General features: G+C 60.6%; 18 protein-coding genes. 2 read left to right on the plus strand and 16 right to left on the minus strand.

The genetic code is table 11. The features are described 5' to 3' along the window. Nucleotides 1–9: 9 nt before the first annotated feature. From FN369_RS03620 to FN369_RS03680, 13 genes are all read right to left on the minus strand, one after another. Nucleotides 10–870 carry a cell division protein FtsQ/DivIB gene (locus FN369_RS03620; RefSeq protein WP_142524843.1) on the minus strand — a complete coding sequence of 287 codons (861 nt, stop codon included), beginning with the start codon at nt 868–870 and terminating at the stop codon, nt 10–12. After that, nucleotides 867–1,769, minus strand: coding sequence for a D-alanine--D-alanine ligase (locus FN369_RS03625; RefSeq protein ID WP_142524844.1), 903 nt, complete (start codon nt 1,767–1,769; stop codon nt 867–869). Before FN369_RS03625 ends, FN369_RS03620 begins: the two co-directional genes overlap by 4 nt. Next, entirely contained in the window at nt 1,766–4,018 is a 2,253-nt protein-coding gene (murC, locus tag FN369_RS03630) for a UDP-N-acetylmuramate--L-alanine ligase (protein ID WP_142524845.1), read from the minus strand. Before murC ends, FN369_RS03625 begins: the two co-directional genes overlap by 4 nt. Further along, nucleotides 4,003–5,103 carry an undecaprenyldiphospho-muramoylpentapeptide beta-N-acetylglucosaminyltransferase gene (gene murG, locus FN369_RS03635; RefSeq protein ID WP_142524846.1) on the minus strand — a complete coding sequence of 367 codons (1,101 nt, stop codon included), beginning with the start codon at nt 5,101–5,103 and terminating at the stop codon, nt 4,003–4,005. Before murG ends, murC begins: the two co-directional genes overlap by 16 nt. Beyond that, a complete protein-coding gene (locus FN369_RS03640) occupies nt 5,100–6,257 on the minus strand; it encodes an FtsW/RodA/SpoVE family cell cycle protein (protein ID WP_142524847.1) in 1,158 nt (385 codons plus the stop codon). The genes murG and FN369_RS03640 overlap by 4 nt, the downstream gene beginning before the upstream one ends. A gap of 21 nt (nt 6,258–6,278) precedes the next feature. After that, on the minus strand, nt 6,279–7,070 hold the full coding sequence (locus FN369_RS11450) for a LysM peptidoglycan-binding domain-containing protein (protein WP_246189524.1): 792 nt from the start codon (nt 7,068–7,070) through the stop codon (nt 6,279–6,281). A gap of 28 nt (nt 7,071–7,098) precedes the next feature. Then, nucleotides 7,099–8,199 carry a phospho-N-acetylmuramoyl-pentapeptide-transferase gene (gene mraY, locus FN369_RS03650; protein WP_142524848.1) on the minus strand — a complete coding sequence of 367 codons (1,101 nt, stop codon included), beginning with the start codon at nt 8,197–8,199 and terminating at the stop codon, nt 7,099–7,101. A gap of 67 nt (nt 8,200–8,266) precedes the next feature. After that, a complete protein-coding gene (locus tag FN369_RS03655; protein WP_142524849.1) occupies nt 8,267–9,646 on the minus strand; it encodes a UDP-N-acetylmuramoyl-tripeptide--D-alanyl-D-alanine ligase in 1,380 nt (459 codons plus the stop codon). A gap of 6 nt (nt 9,647–9,652) precedes the next feature. Next, nucleotides 9,653–11,134, minus strand: coding sequence for a UDP-N-acetylmuramoyl-L-alanyl-D-glutamate--2,6-diaminopimelate ligase (locus tag FN369_RS03660; protein ID WP_281290915.1), 1,482 nt, complete (start codon nt 11,132–11,134; stop codon nt 9,653–9,655). After that, nucleotides 11,131–12,885, minus strand: a complete 1,755-nt coding sequence (locus FN369_RS03665) for a peptidoglycan D,D-transpeptidase FtsI family protein (protein ID WP_142524851.1) — start codon at nt 12,883–12,885, stop codon at nt 11,131–11,133. The genes FN369_RS03660 and FN369_RS03665 overlap by 4 nt, the downstream gene beginning before the upstream one ends. Further along, nucleotides 12,882–13,247 carry a hypothetical protein gene (locus tag FN369_RS03670; protein ID WP_142524852.1) on the minus strand — a complete coding sequence of 122 codons (366 nt, stop codon included), beginning with the start codon at nt 13,245–13,247 and terminating at the stop codon, nt 12,882–12,884. Before FN369_RS03670 ends, FN369_RS03665 begins: the two co-directional genes overlap by 4 nt. Beyond that, the gene (rsmH, locus tag FN369_RS03675; protein WP_246189525.1) at nt 13,244–14,203 is read right to left on the minus strand and encodes a 16S rRNA (cytosine(1402)-N(4))-methyltransferase RsmH; all 960 of its coding nucleotides are present in this window, start codon (nt 14,201–14,203) and stop codon (nt 13,244–13,246) included. Before rsmH ends, FN369_RS03670 begins: the two co-directional genes overlap by 4 nt. A 36-nt stretch (nt 14,204–14,239) precedes the next feature. Continuing rightward, nucleotides 14,240–14,668 carry a division/cell wall cluster transcriptional repressor MraZ gene (locus tag FN369_RS03680; protein WP_142524853.1) on the minus strand — a complete coding sequence of 143 codons (429 nt, stop codon included), beginning with the start codon at nt 14,666–14,668 and terminating at the stop codon, nt 14,240–14,242. A gap of 158 nt (nt 14,669–14,826) precedes the next feature. Between FN369_RS03680 and FN369_RS03685 the strand changes: the two genes are divergently transcribed. Beyond that, nucleotides 14,827–15,531, plus strand: coding sequence for an acyltransferase (locus FN369_RS03685; RefSeq protein ID WP_142524854.1), 705 nt, complete (start codon nt 14,827–14,829; stop codon nt 15,529–15,531). Nucleotides 15,532–15,560: 29 nt separating this feature from the next. Here the strand turns inward: FN369_RS03685 and FN369_RS03690 are convergent, their stop codons facing one another. The 3 genes from FN369_RS03690 to FN369_RS03700 all read right to left on the minus strand — a co-directional run bounded on the left by FN369_RS03690 (nt 15,561) and on the right by FN369_RS03700 (nt 18,512). Next, nucleotides 15,561–16,376, minus strand: a complete 816-nt coding sequence (locus FN369_RS03690; protein ID WP_246189530.1) for a VWA domain-containing protein — start codon at nt 16,374–16,376, stop codon at nt 15,561–15,563. Nucleotides 16,377–16,621: 245 nt separating this feature from the next. Next, nucleotides 16,622–17,398: a DUF58 domain-containing protein gene (locus FN369_RS03695; RefSeq protein ID WP_142524856.1), complete on the minus strand. Its 777-nt coding sequence runs from the start codon at nt 17,396–17,398 to the stop codon at nt 16,622–16,624. A 154-nt stretch (nt 17,399–17,552) separates the two neighbouring features. Beyond that, entirely contained in the window at nt 17,553–18,512 is a 960-nt protein-coding gene (locus FN369_RS03700; protein ID WP_142524857.1) for an AAA family ATPase, read from the minus strand. A gap of 215 nt (nt 18,513–18,727) precedes the next feature. On the opposite strand from FN369_RS03700, the gene FN369_RS03705 reads away from it, so the two are divergent. Next, nucleotides 18,728–19,798, plus strand: a complete 1,071-nt coding sequence (locus FN369_RS03705; protein WP_142524858.1) for a COX15/CtaA family protein — start codon at nt 18,728–18,730, stop codon at nt 19,796–19,798. Nucleotides 19,799–19,812 lie beyond the last annotated feature (14 nt).

The raw sequence follows: 19,812 nt of genomic DNA on the forward strand, positions 1-19,812 counted from the left end.
GACATTCTCCTAATATTCAAAAATTACCGGAACATTCTGCTCCGGAGTCAAATCGACGGAAGCTACCTTGCGGCCGCGACTCTGGGAAAAGGCATAGATCTTTTGGAGCCGCTTCATCTGCCTTTCCAGATGATCCAACCTCAAGACGATGCCAACCCCATCACGGGTCACCACCTTCAGGCAGAGATGGCCGGAAACATCGAGACTCGCCGGATCGAGCAAATTTCGCAAAGAGGGCGTCCCCTGAAGCAGTCGAAGCAGACGGAGCGCTGCGCGGCATTCCTGGCTATCCAACCGGTTGCCGATCTCCAATTCGTCTGCCGGTACCCCTTCGATCTCCGGCAAAAGCGCAAGGACTTCCCCCTTTCGCGCCAGAAAAACGACCCCGTGGAAATCCACACACAAGTTCTGACCCGCAAATCGCTTCCCCTTCGTCCAAAGTTTCGCGAGCGGGATCCGTTCCTCGACGGTAATGGCAATGCGATCGGGCAGGTCTCGACGAACGGAGACTCGCTGTACATAGGGAAGCGAGGCGATCGACTGATAGACCTCCGGCAACGAAATGCTCAGGAGATTTTGCCCTAAGCGAAGTTTCGAAGCGGACAAAATCTCCTTGCGAGGCAGGTGATCGGTTCCATCGAGGGTGATTTCCCGGAGCGCATAGCGAGAGTCTCTCGCAAAAAAGGGGAGAGCCAGTCGCGTCCCGGCATAATAACCGGCGCCACCTAGGAGGATGAGAGCCGCCAAGATCAGCACGAGCGCAGAGATGCGCCGCAGAAAAAGCCGCCTCCGCTGCTGCGGACCCCCCTTGGTCTGCAACACGCTCTGCTTGGCTCGGTTTCGGCGGTTCGGTTTGCGAAAGCGATTCATCTTGCGTTGCGTTCTTCCCAAGACAAAAGGAGGATCTTTTCGCAGAGCTGCGGAAATTCGAGCCCGGCCGCCCGTGCGGCTTTCGGGAAGAGGCTCGTCTCCGTCATTCCCGGAATCGTGTTCACCTCGATCACCCAAGGCTTCCCGTCTGCATCCAAGAGGAGATCCACTCTCCCATAAACCGTGCAACCCAAGGCTCGGTAGGCGGCAAGAGCCGCTCGGGCCGCCGAGTCGGCCTCTTCCCCCGTAAGTGGGGCCGGGCAGAGGTATTCCACCGCTCCGGGGGTGTACTTATTGCGATAGTCATAAAATCCGGCCTTGGGTCGAATTTCGACGACTGGCAAAAGTTCGCTCCCAAGGATACCGACCGTAAGCTCTCGTCCTTGGATATAGGCTTCGGCGATCACGAGATGATCTTCCTCGGCCGCTCGGATATAGGCTTCTCGATATTCTCCTTTTTGAAAAACGAGGCTGATTCCGATGCTCGATCCCTGGCGCGCGGGCTTGATAACAAAGGGAAGCGGCAGCGGCAGCTTGTCCCCGGAGCGGGCGAGAGCCCAATCTGGGGTCGGCACACCGCTTTTTCGGAAGATCTCCTTGCTCCACGACTTATCGAAAGCCCGCTCGCTCGCTTCCGCGCCACTGCCCGTGAATCGAACTCCTCGCCGCAACAGCAGCCTCTGCACCTGGCCATCTTCCCCGAAAGTTCCGTGCAAACAGAGAAAGACGATGTCTGTATCCTGGGGAAGGGAAAGATCGACATCCCGCAAATCGATCTCCTCGACCGGGTAATCGAGCTGGCGCAATGCCGCCGTCACGGCTCGCCCGGTTCGCAACGAAACCTCTCTTTCGTGGGAAGGTCCGCCTTCCAAGACGACCACTCGCAACTTCTCCTTCACGAATTCTCCTCATCTCCGAGCACGGCTAGGTCGCAAACCACGTTTACCTCCCTTTTCCGGCAGAGCTGCCGGACGATCTCGACGATGGCCAACACATCGGCAATCTTGACCTCGTCCCGCAGCTGGATGCGGTTCGGCACCCGGGGATTTACCGAGGCCCCGCCCACCGCGATTCCCTCACTGCCGATCTCCGCCCACACATCGTCGATCTCCCCTCCCTCGGCGGTTCGAAAGATTCCTTCGAGCCATCGACCCGTCATTTCCGGATCGGCTTCCACTCTTGCAGAGCGCATGGATGCAACGGAAGCCGCCGCTTTCGTACCGGGCGCGGTTCGAAAGGAGACGCCGACGACAACGCCAAGATGCGCGAGCGATCCTCTCTTCGAAAGAGCTTGCAGGTCGTGCCGCAGCAACGTCCGCACCTCTCCTTCCCGGTCGATCAGGACGATCTTTTCGATCCGATGAGCAAGCCGTCTCTCGAGACGATCCACGCCTCGGATCAGCGCTCCCCCTACGGTTCCGCAAACCCCTGCACCGAGCGAAGAGAGGCTCGTTCCACCTCCGGCTTCCACTCTCCCGTCTTCGACCACCACCCGACAGAAGGACGGGTGGCGGAGGCTCAAACAAATCCCGCGCATCCCCCCTTCCCGAACCAAGCTCCCCGTTCCCATGCCGACGACATTCAAGGAGATCTTCTCGCGACAAGCGATCTTCGCCAATCGGCAGACATCTTGCCGAGTCGCCGGCTCGCACCAGAATTCCGCAGGGCCTCCCAGCCCCGAGGAGGTATGCTTGCCGAGAGGCTCCTCCATCGCGAGGATGGCCGACGGCGACAGCGATCGCCGCATCTCCTCGTAAAGAGAACATTGACCCGCGAGCGCGCGAGCCACACGGTGCACGTCACCGGCCCCCAAGGCCAGAAAGAGATCCCCCGGGCGGAGCGCCGCAGCAGCCCTCCGCCTGGTTTCCGAGGGGGTGCGTGCGGAAAGCACCTCGACCCCGCTCCCCTCGGCGATCGTATGCGCCAGCCGCTCGGAGTTCACTCCCTCGATCGGTTTCTCGCCGGCACCATAAATTTCCGTCACCAAGACCAGATCCGCTCCGCGGAAGGCGGTCGCAAAGCCCTTCTCCAACCCATGGGCACGGGAATAGCGATGAGGCTGGAAAAGGGCGACTACCCGCCTTCGGCCCGCCCCTCGTGCGGCAGCGAGCGTTGCTCGAATCTCCGTAGGGTGATGGGCGTAGTCATCGACGACCAAGAACGACGAACCCGCAAAGAGGACCTCGAAACGCCGTTTGACCCCCCGAAAACCCGCCATCGCCGCTCCGATATCGCCGAGCGGGAGTCCAAGCTCGAGGCTCAAGGCAATTCCGGCCAAGGCATTCTGCACATTCTGGCTTCCCGGCAGGGGCAGGCGAATCTCTCCCAGCGGTCTTCCCTCGTCGACCAAGAGGAAGGTACTTTCGAACGGCTTCAGCTTGACGCTCTCCGCGCGGTATCTTCCACCCGAGCCCAAGCCGTAGCTCACCGCATTCTCCCGATGAGCGCAGAGCTTGGATGCATACGGATCGTCCGCGCAATAGATGATCTTTCCGGAACATCGATTCAAAAATGTGGCAAAAACCTCCAGGATGGCATCCATCCCCGGGTAGAAGTCGAGATGCTCCTCCTCTACGTTCAGAAGCACGGCGTGGGTCGGTTGAAAGGACGCCAGCGTCCCGTCGCTCTCGTCGCCCTCGATGACCATGTAATCCCCCTTCCCCCAGTCGGAGCTCGGGCCCAGAACGGGAACATCGCCGCCTACATAGTAGGACGGCTCCCATCCGCTCTGACGTAGGATATGAGCCAACAGGGCGGTGGTCGTTGTCTTGCCGTGCATTCCTGCAACGACGATCGATTTTTTCGTGCGGCAGAGTTCCTGAAGCAAGTCGGCTCTTCGTGCGGTCGGAATCCCCCGTGCAACCGCGATCTTTCGCTCGGGATTATCCTCACGAACGGCGGAAGAGTAGACCAGAAGGTCTACTCCTTCCGGGACGCCGCCGTCATGGCCGCAGGAGAAGCGCAAGCCCAATTCTTCGAGATCCTCGATCGCGGCCGTTCGGCGCCGATCCGACCCCGAGACCTGATGGCCTAGCAACAGCAAGAGGCGAGCGAGCGGCCCCACGCCCGCCCCCGCCACACCCACAAGATGAATCCGCGCGGGCCGGCTCAAGCAGCCGTTCCACGAACGCGTCAACGTCGCATGCACCTTTCCACCTCCTCTGCGACGAGCCTTGCCGCGTCCGGACGCGCCAAGCTTGCGGCCGCCTCGCTCATCCTCTGGCGCTTCCTTGCGTCGTTCAAAATCTCCTCTACTGCTGTCGCCAGCACCTCTCCAGACAGAGCCCCTTGATCGTAGGACAAACTTGCTCCGGCTTCCACGAAAGCTTTTGCATTGGCACGCTGATGGTTGTCGGCGGCGTAGGGGAAGGGTATCAGGATGCTCGGCAGCCCGTAAAATGCGACCTCGGCCAGAGTAGCTGCTCCGGCGCGCGCAACGGCGACATCGGCCAAGCTATAAAAGAGATCCATCCGATGCGAAAAGCTTTCGACTATCGCGGGAATCCGATGCGCTCGATAAGAAGCCAGACAGGCCTCACGATCCGCCAGACCAGAAAGGTGGAGAACTTGTACCGGGCACGACGATCGAGCCAAAGCGCCCACTGCTTCCTGCAAAAGACGATTCACTGCTCGGGCTCCCTGGCTTCCCCCCAGGATCAGAATCGTCGGCCGGTCCGCGGATAAGCCGAGCGCATCGGCCGCCTCGCCCCGAGGAATCTTCCGTAGGCGCTCGCGCAGCGGCGTACCCGTCACGACCGCCGAGGCACCTCCTAAAAGCGCCCGGCATTGAGCAAACCCCAAAAGGACCCGGTCGACCTTACGGCAAAACAACCGAGTAACAAGACCGGGCACGGCGTTCGACTCGTGCAGTAGGGTAGGAATGTTCCGCTCTCCTGCCACGAACAGCGGCACCGCACTCAGAAAGCCACCCATCCCAAGGACCGCTCCAGGCTGCAAACGACCGAAGAGAGAGAGGCAACTTCGCCGACTCCGCCAGAGCCGCCAAAAGAAAATGGGGGTGTTGGTCGAAAACGGCCCAGGCCATCCCATGGTGGGAAGCGTCTCCCACGGATACTCTCCCTCGCCTTCCAACGCGGTGCGGTCGATCTCTTTTTCCGAAAGGAGCAGGCAGATCCCCTTCCCCCGCCGTTTCAACTCCTCGGCGACCGCGAGGCCGGGCAACAGGTGTCCGCCTGTTCCGCCGCAAGCGATGACGACGCAAGGAGGACTCATAGCCGCACACTCCGCTGGGCTCCCTGCGACTCCACCGCAAATGCCGATCCCCTTCCCCCTTGCCGATGGATATTGAGCAGAGTACCGAGAGCCATGAGGCAGAATAGAAGATTCGAGCCGCCATAGCTAATGAAGGGCAAGGGCAACCCCTTGTTCGGCAATAGACCCGTCACAACGCCCAAGTTGGCGATCGCTTGAACCGCAATGAGCGTAATCAGGCCCATCCCGAGCAAGAGCCCCTCTCCGTCAGCGGCGAGCAGCGCGATCCATCCGCCGCACAAGGAGAGCACTAGATAGACCAACACGACTCCCAATGTCACCCAAAGACCGAGCTCTTCTCCAAGAATCGGAAAAATGAAATCGGTGGTCGCTTCCGGCAGATAATACATTTTCTGGCGGCTATTCCCCAGCCCCAGCCCGGTAACACCTCCCGAACCGAGGGCCACGAGCGCTTGCCACACCTGGTAAGCCTTCCCCTGCTTGTCTCCGTCCATATTCCAAAATGCGAGCAATCGAGCTCTCCGCTCCGGAATGCTCAAAGCTACCCCGAGAAGCCCGCCGGCCACCGTGAGGAAGCCCGGCACGATCAGCCAAAGCGACACCCCCGCAATCACCAAAACCACCATGGCCAACGTCATGTAGAGAGCGGCGCTCCCGAGATCGCGTGCCAGTAGGAGAAGGCCCGCGAATCCACTAATCACGAGGAGCACCGTGAGATAGCGACGCCATCGCTCCCATCGACGCCCGGTTGGCCTCCCCAGTTGGTCTGCGGCAAAGATGCAGAGGACCCACTTGATCAACTCCGAGGGCTGCAAGGTCAGAGGCCCGAGAGAAATCCAGCGAGCGGATCCGTGAACCTTGTGCCCGATACCGGGAACAAAGCAGAGCAAGAGAAGCAGGAGCCCGACGCCTACCAAGATCCAAGACCGCTTCAAGAGCCAATGATAATCGACGCGCGCCAGAAGCAGCCCCCCCCCGATTCCCACCCCGATCCAGCAGAGCTGCCTCTCCACAAGGGGAAGAAGAGAGGTGTCCTTCTCTCCCACGAAGCGGCCGGCCGCACTGTACAATGCGATCAGGCCAAGACCCATGAGGGCAAAGGCGGTCAAGGTCAAGACGTACCCGACCCACCGGTGCAGCTCTCTTTCCCTCACCGATCCTTTCCCCCTTTTGCTTTAACCGCCCCGCGCCCCGACGATCCGACGGGGGGAATTCGTTTTCGCGGGCGGTATGCGAATCTCTTGACCAATCTGGAGCTTGCTGGAAGCAGTCAGCCCGTTGAGGGCCATCAAGTCGGCCAGCCCGACATGAAAACGGCGCGCAATCCGCCAGAGACTGTCTCCTTGGACGACATGATAGACTCGAGGCGGACTCTCCGTCGAAGGTCCCACGGGGGTCGAGGAGCTTCGCAGTTCGGCAGGCGGAGACGCCCCTCCACGAGTTCTCCCTGTCGGATCGGTCACAGGCGCAGGTTCGAAGGAGCTCGATGGACGCATCTGCCCATCGGACGAGGTTCGCCGAAGACGTTTTTTGGACCCTTTCTTTCGCTCGGGATCTTCGGAGTTCGACAACCGAAGGGGATCGTTTTTCCCATGCGCGGCACTCCCGCGAACGGGAGTGGCTCCCGCAAAAGACGGCTTGGCCTCCGAGCCCGCACCCCCGTCCGGCCGGGGGCCTGAGAGCGCGGCACTGACCGTGCCTTTTCGGCCTCTGCTTTCCGGCCGCACCCCTTTTTCACCAACTCCCAAGAGGTTGTAGAGCGCGATGCCTCCAATGAAGAGAACGTGGAGCAACATGACCGCGAGAATCACCGTGATTACCTTCAAGCCAGCCGTGCTTTCCTTCAGTGGGAGATCCTGCTGCACGAGATCCATCGAACCGGAAGAGCCGCCGACGGCCCCTCCTCCGAGAGGGTTCGCGGCCTTCCAGCGAAGCACCCGGGCGGAAGTTCGGGTCTTTCTCTTCATTCGCACCACGCGCTCCGAATAAACCCTTTCATCTGAGCTTGAGGCTCGAGAGAGCCAAAAGCCCGCAGAGCAGGCTCAAAATCCAGAAACGTACGGTCACCCTCGATTCCCCCCACCCTTGCAATTCGAAATGGTGATGGAGGGGCGCCATAGCGAAGACCCTCTTTCCGGTCAACCGGAACGAAGCGACCTGAATGATGACCGAAAGGGCCTCGATGACGAAGATCCCCCCGGCGAGGACCAGCAGAAGCTCCTGACCGATCGCAATGGAGACCAACCCGAAGGCCCCGCCGAGCGCCAACGACCCGGTGTCGCCCATGAAGACCTCCGCCGGATGACAGTTATACCAGAGGAAGCCGATAGACGCTCCAAGGAGAGCCGCGCAGAAAACGGCCAGCTCATCGGCACCCCGGACATGGGGAACGAAGAGATAGGAGCTCCAATCCGGACGTCCCGCTACGTACGAGAAGACGGCGAAAACCAACGCCACTCCGATGGAGCAGCCGATGGCCAGCCCATCGAGTCCGTCGGTCAGGTTGACCGCATTCGAAGAGCCCATGACCACTAGCAAGAAGAATGGCAGCGCCGCCCATCCGAGCTCGATGCGGAAGACCGACTTCAGGAAGGGCACCGCCAGCTTGCTCGCCTCTCGGCCGGTCTCCGGACTTCCGAGAAGGAGCACGCCGGCGATCAGGGCGACGGCTGCCTGGACCAACAGCTTGACGCGACCGGGAATTCCGGCCGACTTTTTTTGCACCACTTTGAGGTAATCATCCCAAAAACCGAGCGCGCCGAGCGCGGAGGTTCCCCCTAAGCAGATCCAGAGAAAGCGGTTGGTGGGCACCGCCCAGAGCAGGCAACTTCCCACAAGGGCGGAGAGAATCAGCAAGCCGCCCATCGTGGGCGTTCCGGCCTTCGATCCATGCAGATCGGCTAAATGCCTCACCTCTTCCTTCCCGCGAATCGGCTGACCCATCTTCAAGCGTCGGAGCAGAGCGATCGTGGGCCGCCCAAGAATCCAAGAAATGAAGAGCGCCGTGAGAGTAGCGGCGATCGATCGGAAGGTGATGTAACGAAATACATTAAAACCGATAAAGCTTCCGGAAAGCAAATGCAGGTAGTAGAGCACCTTGATTCTCCTTTCGCTCCGTTCTCGTCGTCACCCCTTGTTTCCGTATCGTGCTTCTCCGCCGCCGCTATAACAGAGCTTGAACCAAGCGCTCGAGCCCAAGAAATCGGGAGCCTTTCACCAAGATCACATCGTCCGCCCGGCGCAAGCTCTGCAGCTCTCGAAGCGCTTCCTCCGCAGTGGGACACCGGCGGACCTTCTCCTCGGGAAGTCCCCCCAAAACCGCACCCTGGGCCAGCCGGTCCGCCTCCGGACCGACCGTGATCAAGAACGCCAGGGGCAGTGCACCGGCCTCCCGACCAACACGTTCGTGCAGAGCCGATGATTGGGAACCCAACTCCCCCATGGAACCGATGACCGCCGCCCTCCGGCTCCCCTTGGGAAACTCCGCCAGAGCGCGAAGCGCGGCGCACGCCGAATCCGGATTCGCGTTATAGCTGTCGTCGATCAGCCAACCCTCCCGAAACCGCCGAACCTCCATGCGATGTCCGGGATAGACCGCGGTTTCCAACGCCCGGGCGATCTCCCCCGCCGATACTCCTGCGAGCTTCCCTACGCCCGCGGCCAGCAATGCGTCGGTCACCACCGCTCGGGAGGTCGTACGAAGCTGCACAGGCAGCTCTTCCGAATTTCCCTGGAGCAAAAAATGAATCCCTTCCTCTCGCACTTCGATCCGTCCGGCTCGCCAAACCGCCTCGGGGCCCGAGCCGACCCAGAGAACTCTACCGCGGCACCGTCCCGCCGTCCGGCGAACCCAAGGATCCTCGTCCGGGAGAACCGCCCATCCGTCCGGAGGGATCGACTCGAGAAGGGCACCTTTTTCCTTCGCTATGGCCTCGTCGCTTCCGAAGAAGCCGACATGAGCCAAGCCGATATTGGTGAGAACGCCGATTTCAGGCGCGGCGACGGCGGCCAAGCGGACGATTTCCCCGGGGTGGTTCGTTCCCATTTCCAGGACGCCGAATTCCGTCTTCGAAGAGAAGTCGAGAATCGCTAAGGGCAATCCGATCTGATTGTTGCGATTTCCGGCATTGCCAAGGGCGACAAAACGACTTCGCAGCACACTCAGAATCAATTCCTTGGTCGTCGTCTTCCCACTGCTCCCGGTCACCGCGACGATTTTCCCAGAGAGAGTCCGGCGATACCGATGAGCGAATCGGTGGAGGGCGGCAAGCGTGTCCTCGACCAGCACAATGCCTGCATCGTCGGGGAGAAAACCCAGGCTCTCGATAGGGCGAGCGACGACAGCCGCGCGCGCGCCCCGACCCAACGCCTCTCGGAGGAAGTCATGGCCGTCGAAGTTCGCGCCGGAAAGAGCCCAGAAACAATCGCCAGGCTGAATCGTTCGCGAATCGGTATGGATACGAGCGAGGAGCAAACCAGGATCTCCCTTCCTTCGGAATCCTCCGCACCATTCCGCGATTCTTTCCAGAGAAACGGATTCCATCTTCCCTTATCCTCTCTCCGCCAAAATCTTGCTCACGATGCTCCGATCGTCGAAAGGATGAAAGACGCCCTGAACTTCCTGAGTCGTTTCATGCCCTTTGCCGGCGATGCAGATGAGATCGCCGCTTTCGGCTTCCCACAAAGCGGCCCGAATCGCGGAAAACCGATCCGGAATCCAAGCGGGGCGACTGCCCGCCGGCACGCCTTTTGCCATATCCGCAAAAATGTGATCGATCGATTCCGTTCGCGGATTGTCCGCGGTGAATAGGACTCGATCCGCAAGCGAACAGGCCACCGCCGCCATTCTCGGGCGTTTGGTTGGATCCCGGTCCCCCCCGCAGCCGACGACGACCCCCAGTCGTTTCGGTGCCAGTTCCCGAAGGGCCTGCAGCGTCTTTTGCAGCGCGTCTTCCGTATGTGCGTAATCCACCACGGCGATGACCCCATCGCGGGAACGAAAGCGCTCCATCCGACCCGGTACTCCAGGAAAGTCTTCCAGAGCCTTTACGCTCTCCCGAGGAGAAATCCCGAGTGCGTAGGCGGCCGCGAAAGCCCCCAGGGCGTTCTCGACATTGAACGACCCGAGCAAGGGGATCGTGACCGAAAACGATCCGCCGGGATAGCATAAACGAAACGAGCTTCCCGAGGGTTCCTTCCTCACCTCTTCCGCCCGAAAATCGGCACCGGCAGCCCCTGACGCGCTATAGGAAACAACTCTCTTCGGTTTTCGAGGCGACGAGCGGAGCGCCCGCCAGGCCGGATCATCCTCATTGAGTACGGCAACCGCCGGCCTTTCCGACGCCGAAAGCCGCTCGAAGAGCAAGGTCTTCGCGGCCTTATAGCTCTCCACGTCTCCATGAAAGTCGAGATGATCCGACGTCAGATTGGTAAAGACCCCGACAGAGAAAGTAGCTCCGGCTACTCTCCCTTGCGCTAAGGCATGAGAAGAGACCTCGAGGACGGCGTTCCGACATCCGCTCTCCCGCATTTCGGCGAGAAGTCGCTGGAGATCGGAACCTTCGGGAGTCGTTCTGCGCGCCGGGAGAACCAATTCCCCGAGTTGGTACCGCACGGTGCCGATAAGACCCGTCTTTCGCCCGGATCGCTCGAGAATATGGTGGACGAGAAAGGCCGTCGTCGTCTTCCCGTTGGTTCCCGTGATCCCCACCAGCTCCATAGAGCCGCTCGGATGCCGATAGAACCGATCCGCCATCAAGGCCAGCGCCTCACGCGCATTGGCGACCCGAACGTAGGGGACCCGTAAGGGCGATGCTGCTTCTCGGCCGCGCTCCCCGACGATCGCAACCACTCCCTTTCCCACGGCTTCGGAAAGGAAGCGGTGACCGTCAACCCTCACCCCTTGCCAGGCAAAAAAGAGATCTCCCGGCTTTGCGCTTCGAGAATCGTAACAGAGCCCGCGTACCGGAGGATCTGCGTCTCCGGTCACCTCGCAAGGCTCTACAGCAGCCAGAAGATCTCGAAGCGTCACAATGGTCCTACGTTCGCCGCCCGAGCCGGCGCGCTCCTCGGAACAATCCCCAATGCCTCCGCAATTTGGGAGGCCATCGAGCTAAACGCGGGCGCGGCTACGTCCCCGCCGTAGTACCGACCTCCCTTCGGCTCATCGACCATGATGAGAAGCACGAACTGAGGGTCTTCCTCCGGCAGATATCCCACAAAAGAAGAAATGTATCGGCCGTGTCCGTAGCTTCCCCCGACCGCCTTTTGGGCCGTTCCGGTCTTGCCCGCCACGGTGAAGCCCGGCACGGCCGCCTTCGTTCCGGTTCCCCCTTTCGCCACCACGCTGGCGAGGGCGAGCGATACCCATCGCGCCGTTTTCTCGGAAATCACACGTCGCACCTGCTCGGGGACAACGTAAGAGATGGGTCGGCCGTCCGACGACACCCATCCGCGCACCAACAGCGGCTTCATGAACCAACCTCCGTTGGCGATCACCGACATCGCTTGCGTCATCTGCATCGGAGTGACCATGACCTCTTGGCCCATAGGAATGCGACTGATGGAAAGCTTCGACCACTGCCAGGGCGGCCGAAGCACACCGGCCGACTCCCCCTGGGAGGGCAAAAGGCCGGTTGGCGCACCGATCCCAAAGGCACGGGCAAAGCGATAGAGCCGGGCGGATCCTAAGCCGATTCCCAACTTGGCAAACCCGATATTACTCGATTTGGAGGTCGCCTCTCGCACGGTCAGGGTCCCGTGCGCATGGCTGTCGTGCAGAACGTAGCCGGCGTAGGAGAACGCACCGTTTTCGCAATTGACCAAGGAGTTCAGCGTCACCTGTCGTTCTTCGAGAACACCCGCGAGAGTGATGATCTTGAAGATCGATCCGGGTTCCATCGGATCGGTCAAGCAGCGATTGCGCAACAGCTCCGGACGAACATGCTCCCCGTCGTTGGGATCGAACGTGGGTCTTACCGCCATCCCGAGAACCTCTCCGGTCGAGGGCCGCATCACGACCGAACAGATCGCCTTCGGACGAAATTCCCGATCGAGATCGTCCAGCCCTTTTTCCAAGATGTGTTGAATCGTCAAATCGAGGGTCAGCCTCACCGTCGCCCCATCGACCGGCGCGACGTTGAATCCGCGATATACCGGAATTTCCCTACCCAACACATCCTTTTCGATCCAGCGCTCTCCGGGTAGGCCGCGGAGCTGGCGGTCAAAAGCTCGCTCGACTCCCGCCACTCCCTTCCCCTCCGCGTCCAACATCCCGACGACTGCAGCCCCCTCCCGCCCGTTTGGGTAAACGCGGATGAAGTCTTCGCGGAAGAGGAGGAACGGCTCCGGACTCCTTCCTCCCACGCGCCACTGTCGCAACTTCTCCTGTTCGAAATTGTTCAGCCTCTGGACGACATCCTCGCCCACCCTTTTGGCCAGCAGCCGATACCTCTCGGTCGGTCGAAAGTTCGCCGAAATCGATCCGGGGGCGAGGCCAAGCAGGCTTTCTAGCTTAGGAACGGTCTGCTCAGGATCGCGAAGGTTCTTGCCATCGAGCCGGACCTCGTAAACCGCCTGGCTCTGGGCTAGCGGCGTCCCATGGACGTCGACGATCATGCCTCGATGAGCCGGCAGCTCGATCCGGGCGCAATGGTTGAGCATCGCCAGTCGGGCGTACTTCGAATGCTCGACGAGCTGAAGCTCGACCAGCCGATGCGAAACGACCGTAAACCCGAAAGCGAGCAAGACCAGAATCCACAGGGATCGTTGCCGAGTTTTCACGGCAGCCGCCGTCGTTCCCTCCCCGTCGTTCCCGCAAGAACATCGGAGCGCTTCCCTTCCTCCATGCGAACCACTTCCAGTTCACTCGTCTTGACCAAGCCGAGATGCCAAGAGGCGATTCTTCGTTCCAGCTCCAGAGCGGAGCTCGCACGGGCAATCCCCACCTGCACCCGCATGTTCCGTTTTTTCCACTGGACTAGCTCCTTTTCGTAATGGGCCACATCCAGGGAGAGCCGGGCAATCTGGTTCTTGAGGGACAAAAACGCGATACCGACTCCGGCAAGGAAAAGAACCGCGACGATCCATCCCCCCAGAGTGCTTAATGGGAATGGCTCGAGATGTCGTACTTGGTTTCCGCTCATAAATCCCTTCCACCTTCCTTCCAACCCACTCGCAAGCGGGCGCTGCGCGATCTCGGATTGCGCAAGATCTCCTCTTCCGACGGCAGAACGCGCACCAGCCGGGCAAAGCCGCCGGCGAGTGGCAAAGCCTCCTCCGGCGCGGTAGGTTCTTTCAAGCGCCGACAGCTCTGCCCGCGCAGGAAATGCTTCACGCGACGATCTTCCTCCGACTGAAAACTAATCACCGCCAAGCGGCCTCCGGGACTCAATAGGCGCAATGCCGCCGGCAGAGCTCGTTCCAGCGATCCCAATTCATCGTTGACAGCCATTCGCAGAGCCAAGAACGCTCGGGTCGCCGGATGGATTCGCCTGCGAGACGGCCGGGCCGCGCCGATGGCCGCGACGAGCTCTCCCGTCGTCCGCAAGCGTCCCTTCTCCCGAGCGCGCAGGACGGCGCGGGCCAACCGCCGGCTTTCCCCCGGAGAGGACGTCGTCGAAAAGAGTCGAACCAGATCCGCTTCACCGAGATCCTGCAAGAGATCGCCCGCAGTCATTGGACTCGCCGAATCCATCCGCATGTCGAGCGGCGCATCCCAACGGAAGCTAAACCCTCGAGAAGGATCCTCCAGTTGCCCCGATGAGATCCCTAGGTCGAGGAGGACTCCCTCGACGGATCCCCAACCCATCTCGACCGCAGCCGCAGCCATCTCGACAAAATTCCTCCGAACGAAGCGGAATCGGTCGCCCCAGACATTCCCCAAAAGGGCCGCCCTTTGCTCCGCCTCGGGATCGCGATCCATCGCCAAGACCCGACAACCGCAAGCGAGCAGGGCGGAGGTATGCCCCCCAAAGCCGAAGGTGCCGTCGATCCAACGTTCCCCCTGCGCAGGAGCGGCTGCCTCCAGAAACTCGCGCAACAAGACCGGCTCATGCCGCAGTCCGTCCATGATCGCCTCAGCTGGAAGAGACCCGTTCATGCTTCTTCCTCGTTGCCCCGCCCTCTCGATTCGAGTTCACAGGCCCGCCTTCTCCATCACCTCTTCCAAGGTCGTAGGACCGAGCCGAAGCGCATGCCAAGCCTCCGCGCTCCAGATTTCAAAGTGGTCGAAGCATCCTGCGAGCACCGCTTCCTTCCGTAAGCCCGCTTGGCGCCGAAGCCGCTCTTTCACGCTAATCCGCCCCTGCTGGTCCCAACTGACCATCTGAGCGATGCGAGCCAACGCCTCCAGCTGCAAACGCAAAGGATCCTGAAAGGAAAGGTTGCCGACTCGTTCACGAAGCTGGGCAAGCCAACTTTCGGGGTAGACCTTCAGGCACTTCGATCGGGAAGGGAAAGCAAAAAGCCGGGCCTCGTACCCCTCCTGCCTCCATTCCGAGGGTATGGTTATCCGTCCCTTTTCATCGAAAGCGTGCTCGAAAGCATCGGTGTAATTTGCGCTCATCGGGGCACCCATTCCCCCGTTTCGCGCCACTTTCCTCCATTTTACACCACCCGTCAACCGGATTTTCTCTGGAATTCTCGCCGAGTTCGGCGAGCTAGCAGGATCGAGGCGGGAGATTCTGCTTGCGAGCCGGTCGCTCAATCCATTAGGGAGCGGCAATGCCCGCGCCTTTGCCTCCCTTTTCCCCGGAAAGCCTTCTCGACTTTTCCGGGACGGCTCACAGCTCTCTGTTCCAGGGCCTCTCTCGGGTTTGGGAGGTGCTGCCACGCATCGCACGCTACCTGGACGAACGGCTGGAGCCTGCTCTTCTGGGGGAAGTCTCTCCCCTAGCGACGATCGGCCCCCGAGTGCGGATCGAGAAAGGGTGCATCGTCGAGGCGGGCGCCGTGCTTCTCGGGCCGGCGTGGATCGGAGAAAACTGCACGATTCGGCCGGGGGCGTTCGTGCGGCAGAATGTCATCGTTGGATGCCGCTCCGTCCTCGGCAATTCCTGCGAGTTCAAGAACGCCCTTCTCTTCAATGACGTACAAGTTCCCCATTTCAACTATGTGGGCGATTCGATCTTGGGAGCTCATACCCACCTGGGTGCGGGAGCGATTCTCTCGAACCTGCGTCTGCGCGGCGACGAGGTCCAAGTCCGTCTCGGACGGACCGTCTTCCCCACCGGTCTCCGCAAATTCGGCGCCATCCTTGGCGACCATTCCCAAGTCGGGTGCAACGCGGTCCTCAATCCCGGATCCATCCTCGGTCGAGGATCGCTGGTTTACCCGGGCGTCGTCTGGAGCGGGTATCTCCCGGAAGGGGCGATCGCCAAGGCGGCGTCACGGCCGGTCGTCGTGGAAGGTGGCTCCGCCGATCGATAAGAGGCGGGCAGAGAAAGTCTAGGCTCGGCTCACGCCGGGAGACGGCGGCGGCTGAAGAAGAGCCCCAACCCCCAGAGAAGAAGGGCGGGAGTCAGAAAGTAGGGGTAGAGCTCTTCGGTCACCAGCCCGGGGCGATCGGGAAACGAGACCTTCTTCTCCGCATCGATGGCGGCAAAGGCATCCCGTATCGTTCCCTCGTCGAGTGCGCGAAAGTAATGTCCTCCCGTCTGGTCCGCCATCCGTCGCAGCAGATCCTCATCCAGGTCCGACGAGCTCATCTCGTTCCCTACCTTTTGTCCATCGTCATCGAAGACGGGTGCGCCGCCTTCGCCCAAACGTCCGGCACCGATGGTAAAGATTGGAATCCTCTTCTGGCGCGAGAGCGCAATCGCTTCCTCGGGGGAAAGCGCTCCGCAATTATTTCCTCCGTCGGTTAGCAGAATGAGAAACTTTCCCTTCCTCTTTTCCTCTTTTGCCTCTCTCCCGGTCAGCCGGGCAAGGGCAAGGCCGACCGCGTCGCCGATCGCCGTCCCATCCTCGATCATCCCCACCTCCAACCGATCGATTTGCCGATCGAGCCAACGATGATCAAAGGTGAGGGGACTCACGGTATACGCTCGTCCCGAAAAAGCGACGAGTCCGATCCGGTCAGCGACGCGCTTGTCCAGAAAAGACTTCACGACGCCCTGCACCGCTTCGAAACGGCTCACCGCTCGGCCGCCCCGTTCGTAATCTTCTGCAAGCATGCTCCCGGAGAGATCGAGGACAAGCAGAATGTCATATCCTTCCTGTGGAATGCGCAAGAGCCCTTTCTCCTCCACCGGACGAGCGAGCGCCAGAATCACCAGAGCCAAACCTCCATAGGCGCAAAAAGCCGCGATTTTCCCGGAACCGACGCCTCGTGGGGGCTTCCAGCGCCCGGCAAACGGGAGGAGCCAAGCAGATGGCTTCCTTCGGCTTCTGGCCCAACCCAAAAGCGGGAGAAGGGCGAGGCAAAGGAGGAAAAGTGGCTGAGCGAGTCGCAAATGCCCCATGACGAACTTGAAAAGCGCTCCCGCCGGTCCGGCGGCGATGGTCTCTTTGCTTTGGCTTAAGCAACGTGCATTCTGCGCATCCGTGCAAGAAGGAATTGCGCGAGCGCCGACGAGATCGGCCGATCGGTGCTCAATACACATCGGGCTTGAGGATCCGGAAAGAGGGTCCTCCATCGCTCTTCTCGTTCCCGCGCCCACTCCTCCTGACGCCGACGAACGGATCGGGAGGAAGTGTCCAAGGAGAGGAATTCTCCGGAGGTCGGATCGAAAACATCGATGACGCCGATCTCGGGTAATCTCCTCTCCCAAGGATCCTCAACCCGTACTCCCACCAACTCGTACTTGGATCGCAACAGCGCCCAATCCGAGGGCTTCCTCTCGCCCGCAAAATCTCCCAGCCAAACCAGTACGCCTCCCTTCGATAGCACCGAATGGACGATCTTCCACGGAATCTCCGGATCCGGCAAAGGCCACTGCTCCGGAGGTCGGCTCCTCAAAAGCTGCAAAAGCGAACGAAGGATTCCGCGCGGTTGCCGCTTCGGCGGGTAGAGGGCGTATCCGCCGGAATAGACATGCAGAATGGCCACGCGATCCCGATTATCGGCGGAGAGCACCCCGAAGAAGCCGGCTGCCTCCAAGACGGTCTCCCGTTTGGTCTTGCCTTGGGAGCCAAAGCAAAGCGACGGGCTATCCTCCACCAAGAGCAACAGGGAAAGCTCACGCTCCTCCACGAATTTCTTGCGGTATGGCTCACCCTTTCTGGCCGTGACATTCCAATCGATGTCCCGCACGTCGTCGCCGAACTCGTAGCGAACCACCTGCTCGAACTCCATCCCCTTGCCCCGAAAAGCAGATCGGTAACCGCCTTCCAACAAGGATCTCGTGGAATGGCGGACCCGCCATTCCAAACGGCGTAGAAGTCCGCAAGCCGCGACGATTTGTCTGAGATCTTCGGAGGAGCCCACGACTTCCCGCTCGCGCTTCCGCTCAATCCTTCTCCGGGATAGCGGTCCTTTCCAGAAGCTGCTCCAAGACGGCTCCCACCGCGATCCCTTGGGCTTCGGCTTCGTAGCTCAACCCCACTCGATGGCGCAAAACATCGGGGAAGAGTTCTCGAATCAACGCCGGACTGACATAATCGAGCCCCCGGAGCCAAGCCATCGTCCGACCGGCAAGGAAAAGCGCCAAGGAAGCCCGAGGCGACGCTCCGTAGGAGAGGAGATTCTCTCCTTCGAAGACCTCTTTCCGCCGGGTCGAGCGCACAAGCTCCAAGATATACCGCTCGATGGCCGAACTCACATAGATTTCATCGATCTGCGACCGGAGCCGGCGGATCTCCTCAGCGGAAGAGACCCCGGAAACCTCCGGCGTCTCGGTCAATCGGCCCCAGAGACGCAACATCGAACGTTCTTCCTCCTCCGATGGATAATCCACCAGGACCTTGAAGAGGAAACGGTCCGCCTGCGCCTCCGGCAACGGGTAGGTTCCTTCCTGCTCGATGGGATTCTGGGTAGCAAGAACAAGAAACGGATCGGGGAGCCGATGCGCAGTGCCCCCCAGCGTGACCTGCCTTTCCTGCATCGCTTCCAGCAGAGCGCTCTGCACTTTGGCCGGAGCGCGATTGATCTCGTCGGCCAGAACGATATTCGCGAAGATCGGGCCGAGATGAGGATAAAACCGTCCTTCTTGCGGCTGAAAGACCATCGTGCCCACTACATCGCTCGGGAGCAGGTCCGGAGTAAACTGGATGCGCTCGAACTGCACCCCGACCGCTGCCGAAAGGCTCTTCACCAAAAGGGTCTTGGCTAAGCCCGGCATGCCTTCGATCAAGACATGCCCTCCCGAAAGAAGGGCGATCAGCAGCCTTTCGATGATCTTATCCTGGCCGAGTACGGTCTTGTGGACTTCGTCGAGAATCCGCTGCGCCCATTCCGGTCCTTTTATCATATCTTTGCGAAGCTCGGCTCAGTATAGCCAGCAGCCCCTTTTGCTACGCGAGGTTCTTTTTTCGTCCGAATCCTCGGTCGGACTCCGATGTTTCGGCTCCGATCGGGGATCGGCCGACCTTCCCTAGGTTTCTCCAGTAAGCCTGCTCTCGACGAAATGAGGCGTGACAGGCGGAAAAGAATCGGAGTAGGTAAATGGTGTAAGGATAGCTTCCCTTGGAAACGCAACGCCTTTCCCCCTCGAAGGCTCTCCATTGGTTTTGCGGAGCCCTGGTAGTCGCCACGTTGATATTGATCGGCGTCGGGGCTCTCGTAACGAGTACCGAGTCGGGCATGTCCGTTCCCGACTGGCCCACGAGCTTCGGCTACAATATGTTCTCGCTCCCTCTCGCACGCTGGGCGGGCGGAGTGCTCTACGAGCATAGTCATCGGCTGGCCGCATCTGCCGTCGGTTTCCTCACGATCATTTTGGCGGGCTGGCTCTGGTTCCGAGAGCGAAGACCCTGGCTGCGTTGGGCGGGGGTGGTCGCCCTCCTCCTCGTCATTCTGCAGGGAATAGTGGGTGGACTCCGAGTCGTCTGGGTGGCCGATCGGTTGGGCATTCTTCACGCCGCGTTGGCCCAAAGCTTCCTCGCCCTCGTCGCCGTCATCTGGTTGGCAACTTCCGCTCGTTTGTGGCTCGGGGCCGACGGCGGCGCCACGGGGAAGACAGAGTCTCCAAACGTCCCTGCTTGGCTTGCCAGCGCCTTTTTGGGTCTCAGCCTCTTGCTCTTCCTCCAACTCCTGGTTGCCGCCGCAATGCGCCACGCGCATGCCTGGCTCTCCATTCCGGACTTCCCGACGGCCTACGGCCAACTCTGGCCCCATATCGGAGAAGGCGATCTCGCCTCCATCAATGCGCAGAGAGCAGCGAAAAACATCCCGCCCACGTCTCTGTTTCAAATCCATCTCCAGTTGGTCCATCGGGGACTCGCCTTGCTCATCCTCCTCTGTGCGATCGCGCTCTCCGCGGGCGTTTTCCCGAAAACGAAACGAGGGTCCCTCCGACGGACCGTCCTCTGGTTCCTGGCGCTCACAGCCGTACAGATCGGGATAGGAGCGTTCGTCATTTGGAGCGGAAAATCTGTGTTTCCGACGACCCTTCATGTCCTCTTGGGAGCCGGTCTCTTCCTTTTGGCTGTCCTCGGCACCGGCATCGCCTACCGCCTTCGCTGGCTCGCCGGCAGGGAAGCTCTGGTAGGCGAGAAAACCCCCCTAGGCGATGCAGGGAAAGAGTGCCCGGCCTAGCAGCCATTGCATCC

Origin of the sequence: Methylacidimicrobium cyclopophantes, from assembly GCF_902143385.2 — a bacterium.
Lineage (GTDB): Bacteria > Verrucomicrobiota > Verrucomicrobiia > Methylacidiphilales > Methylacidiphilaceae > Methylacidimicrobium > Methylacidimicrobium cyclopophantes.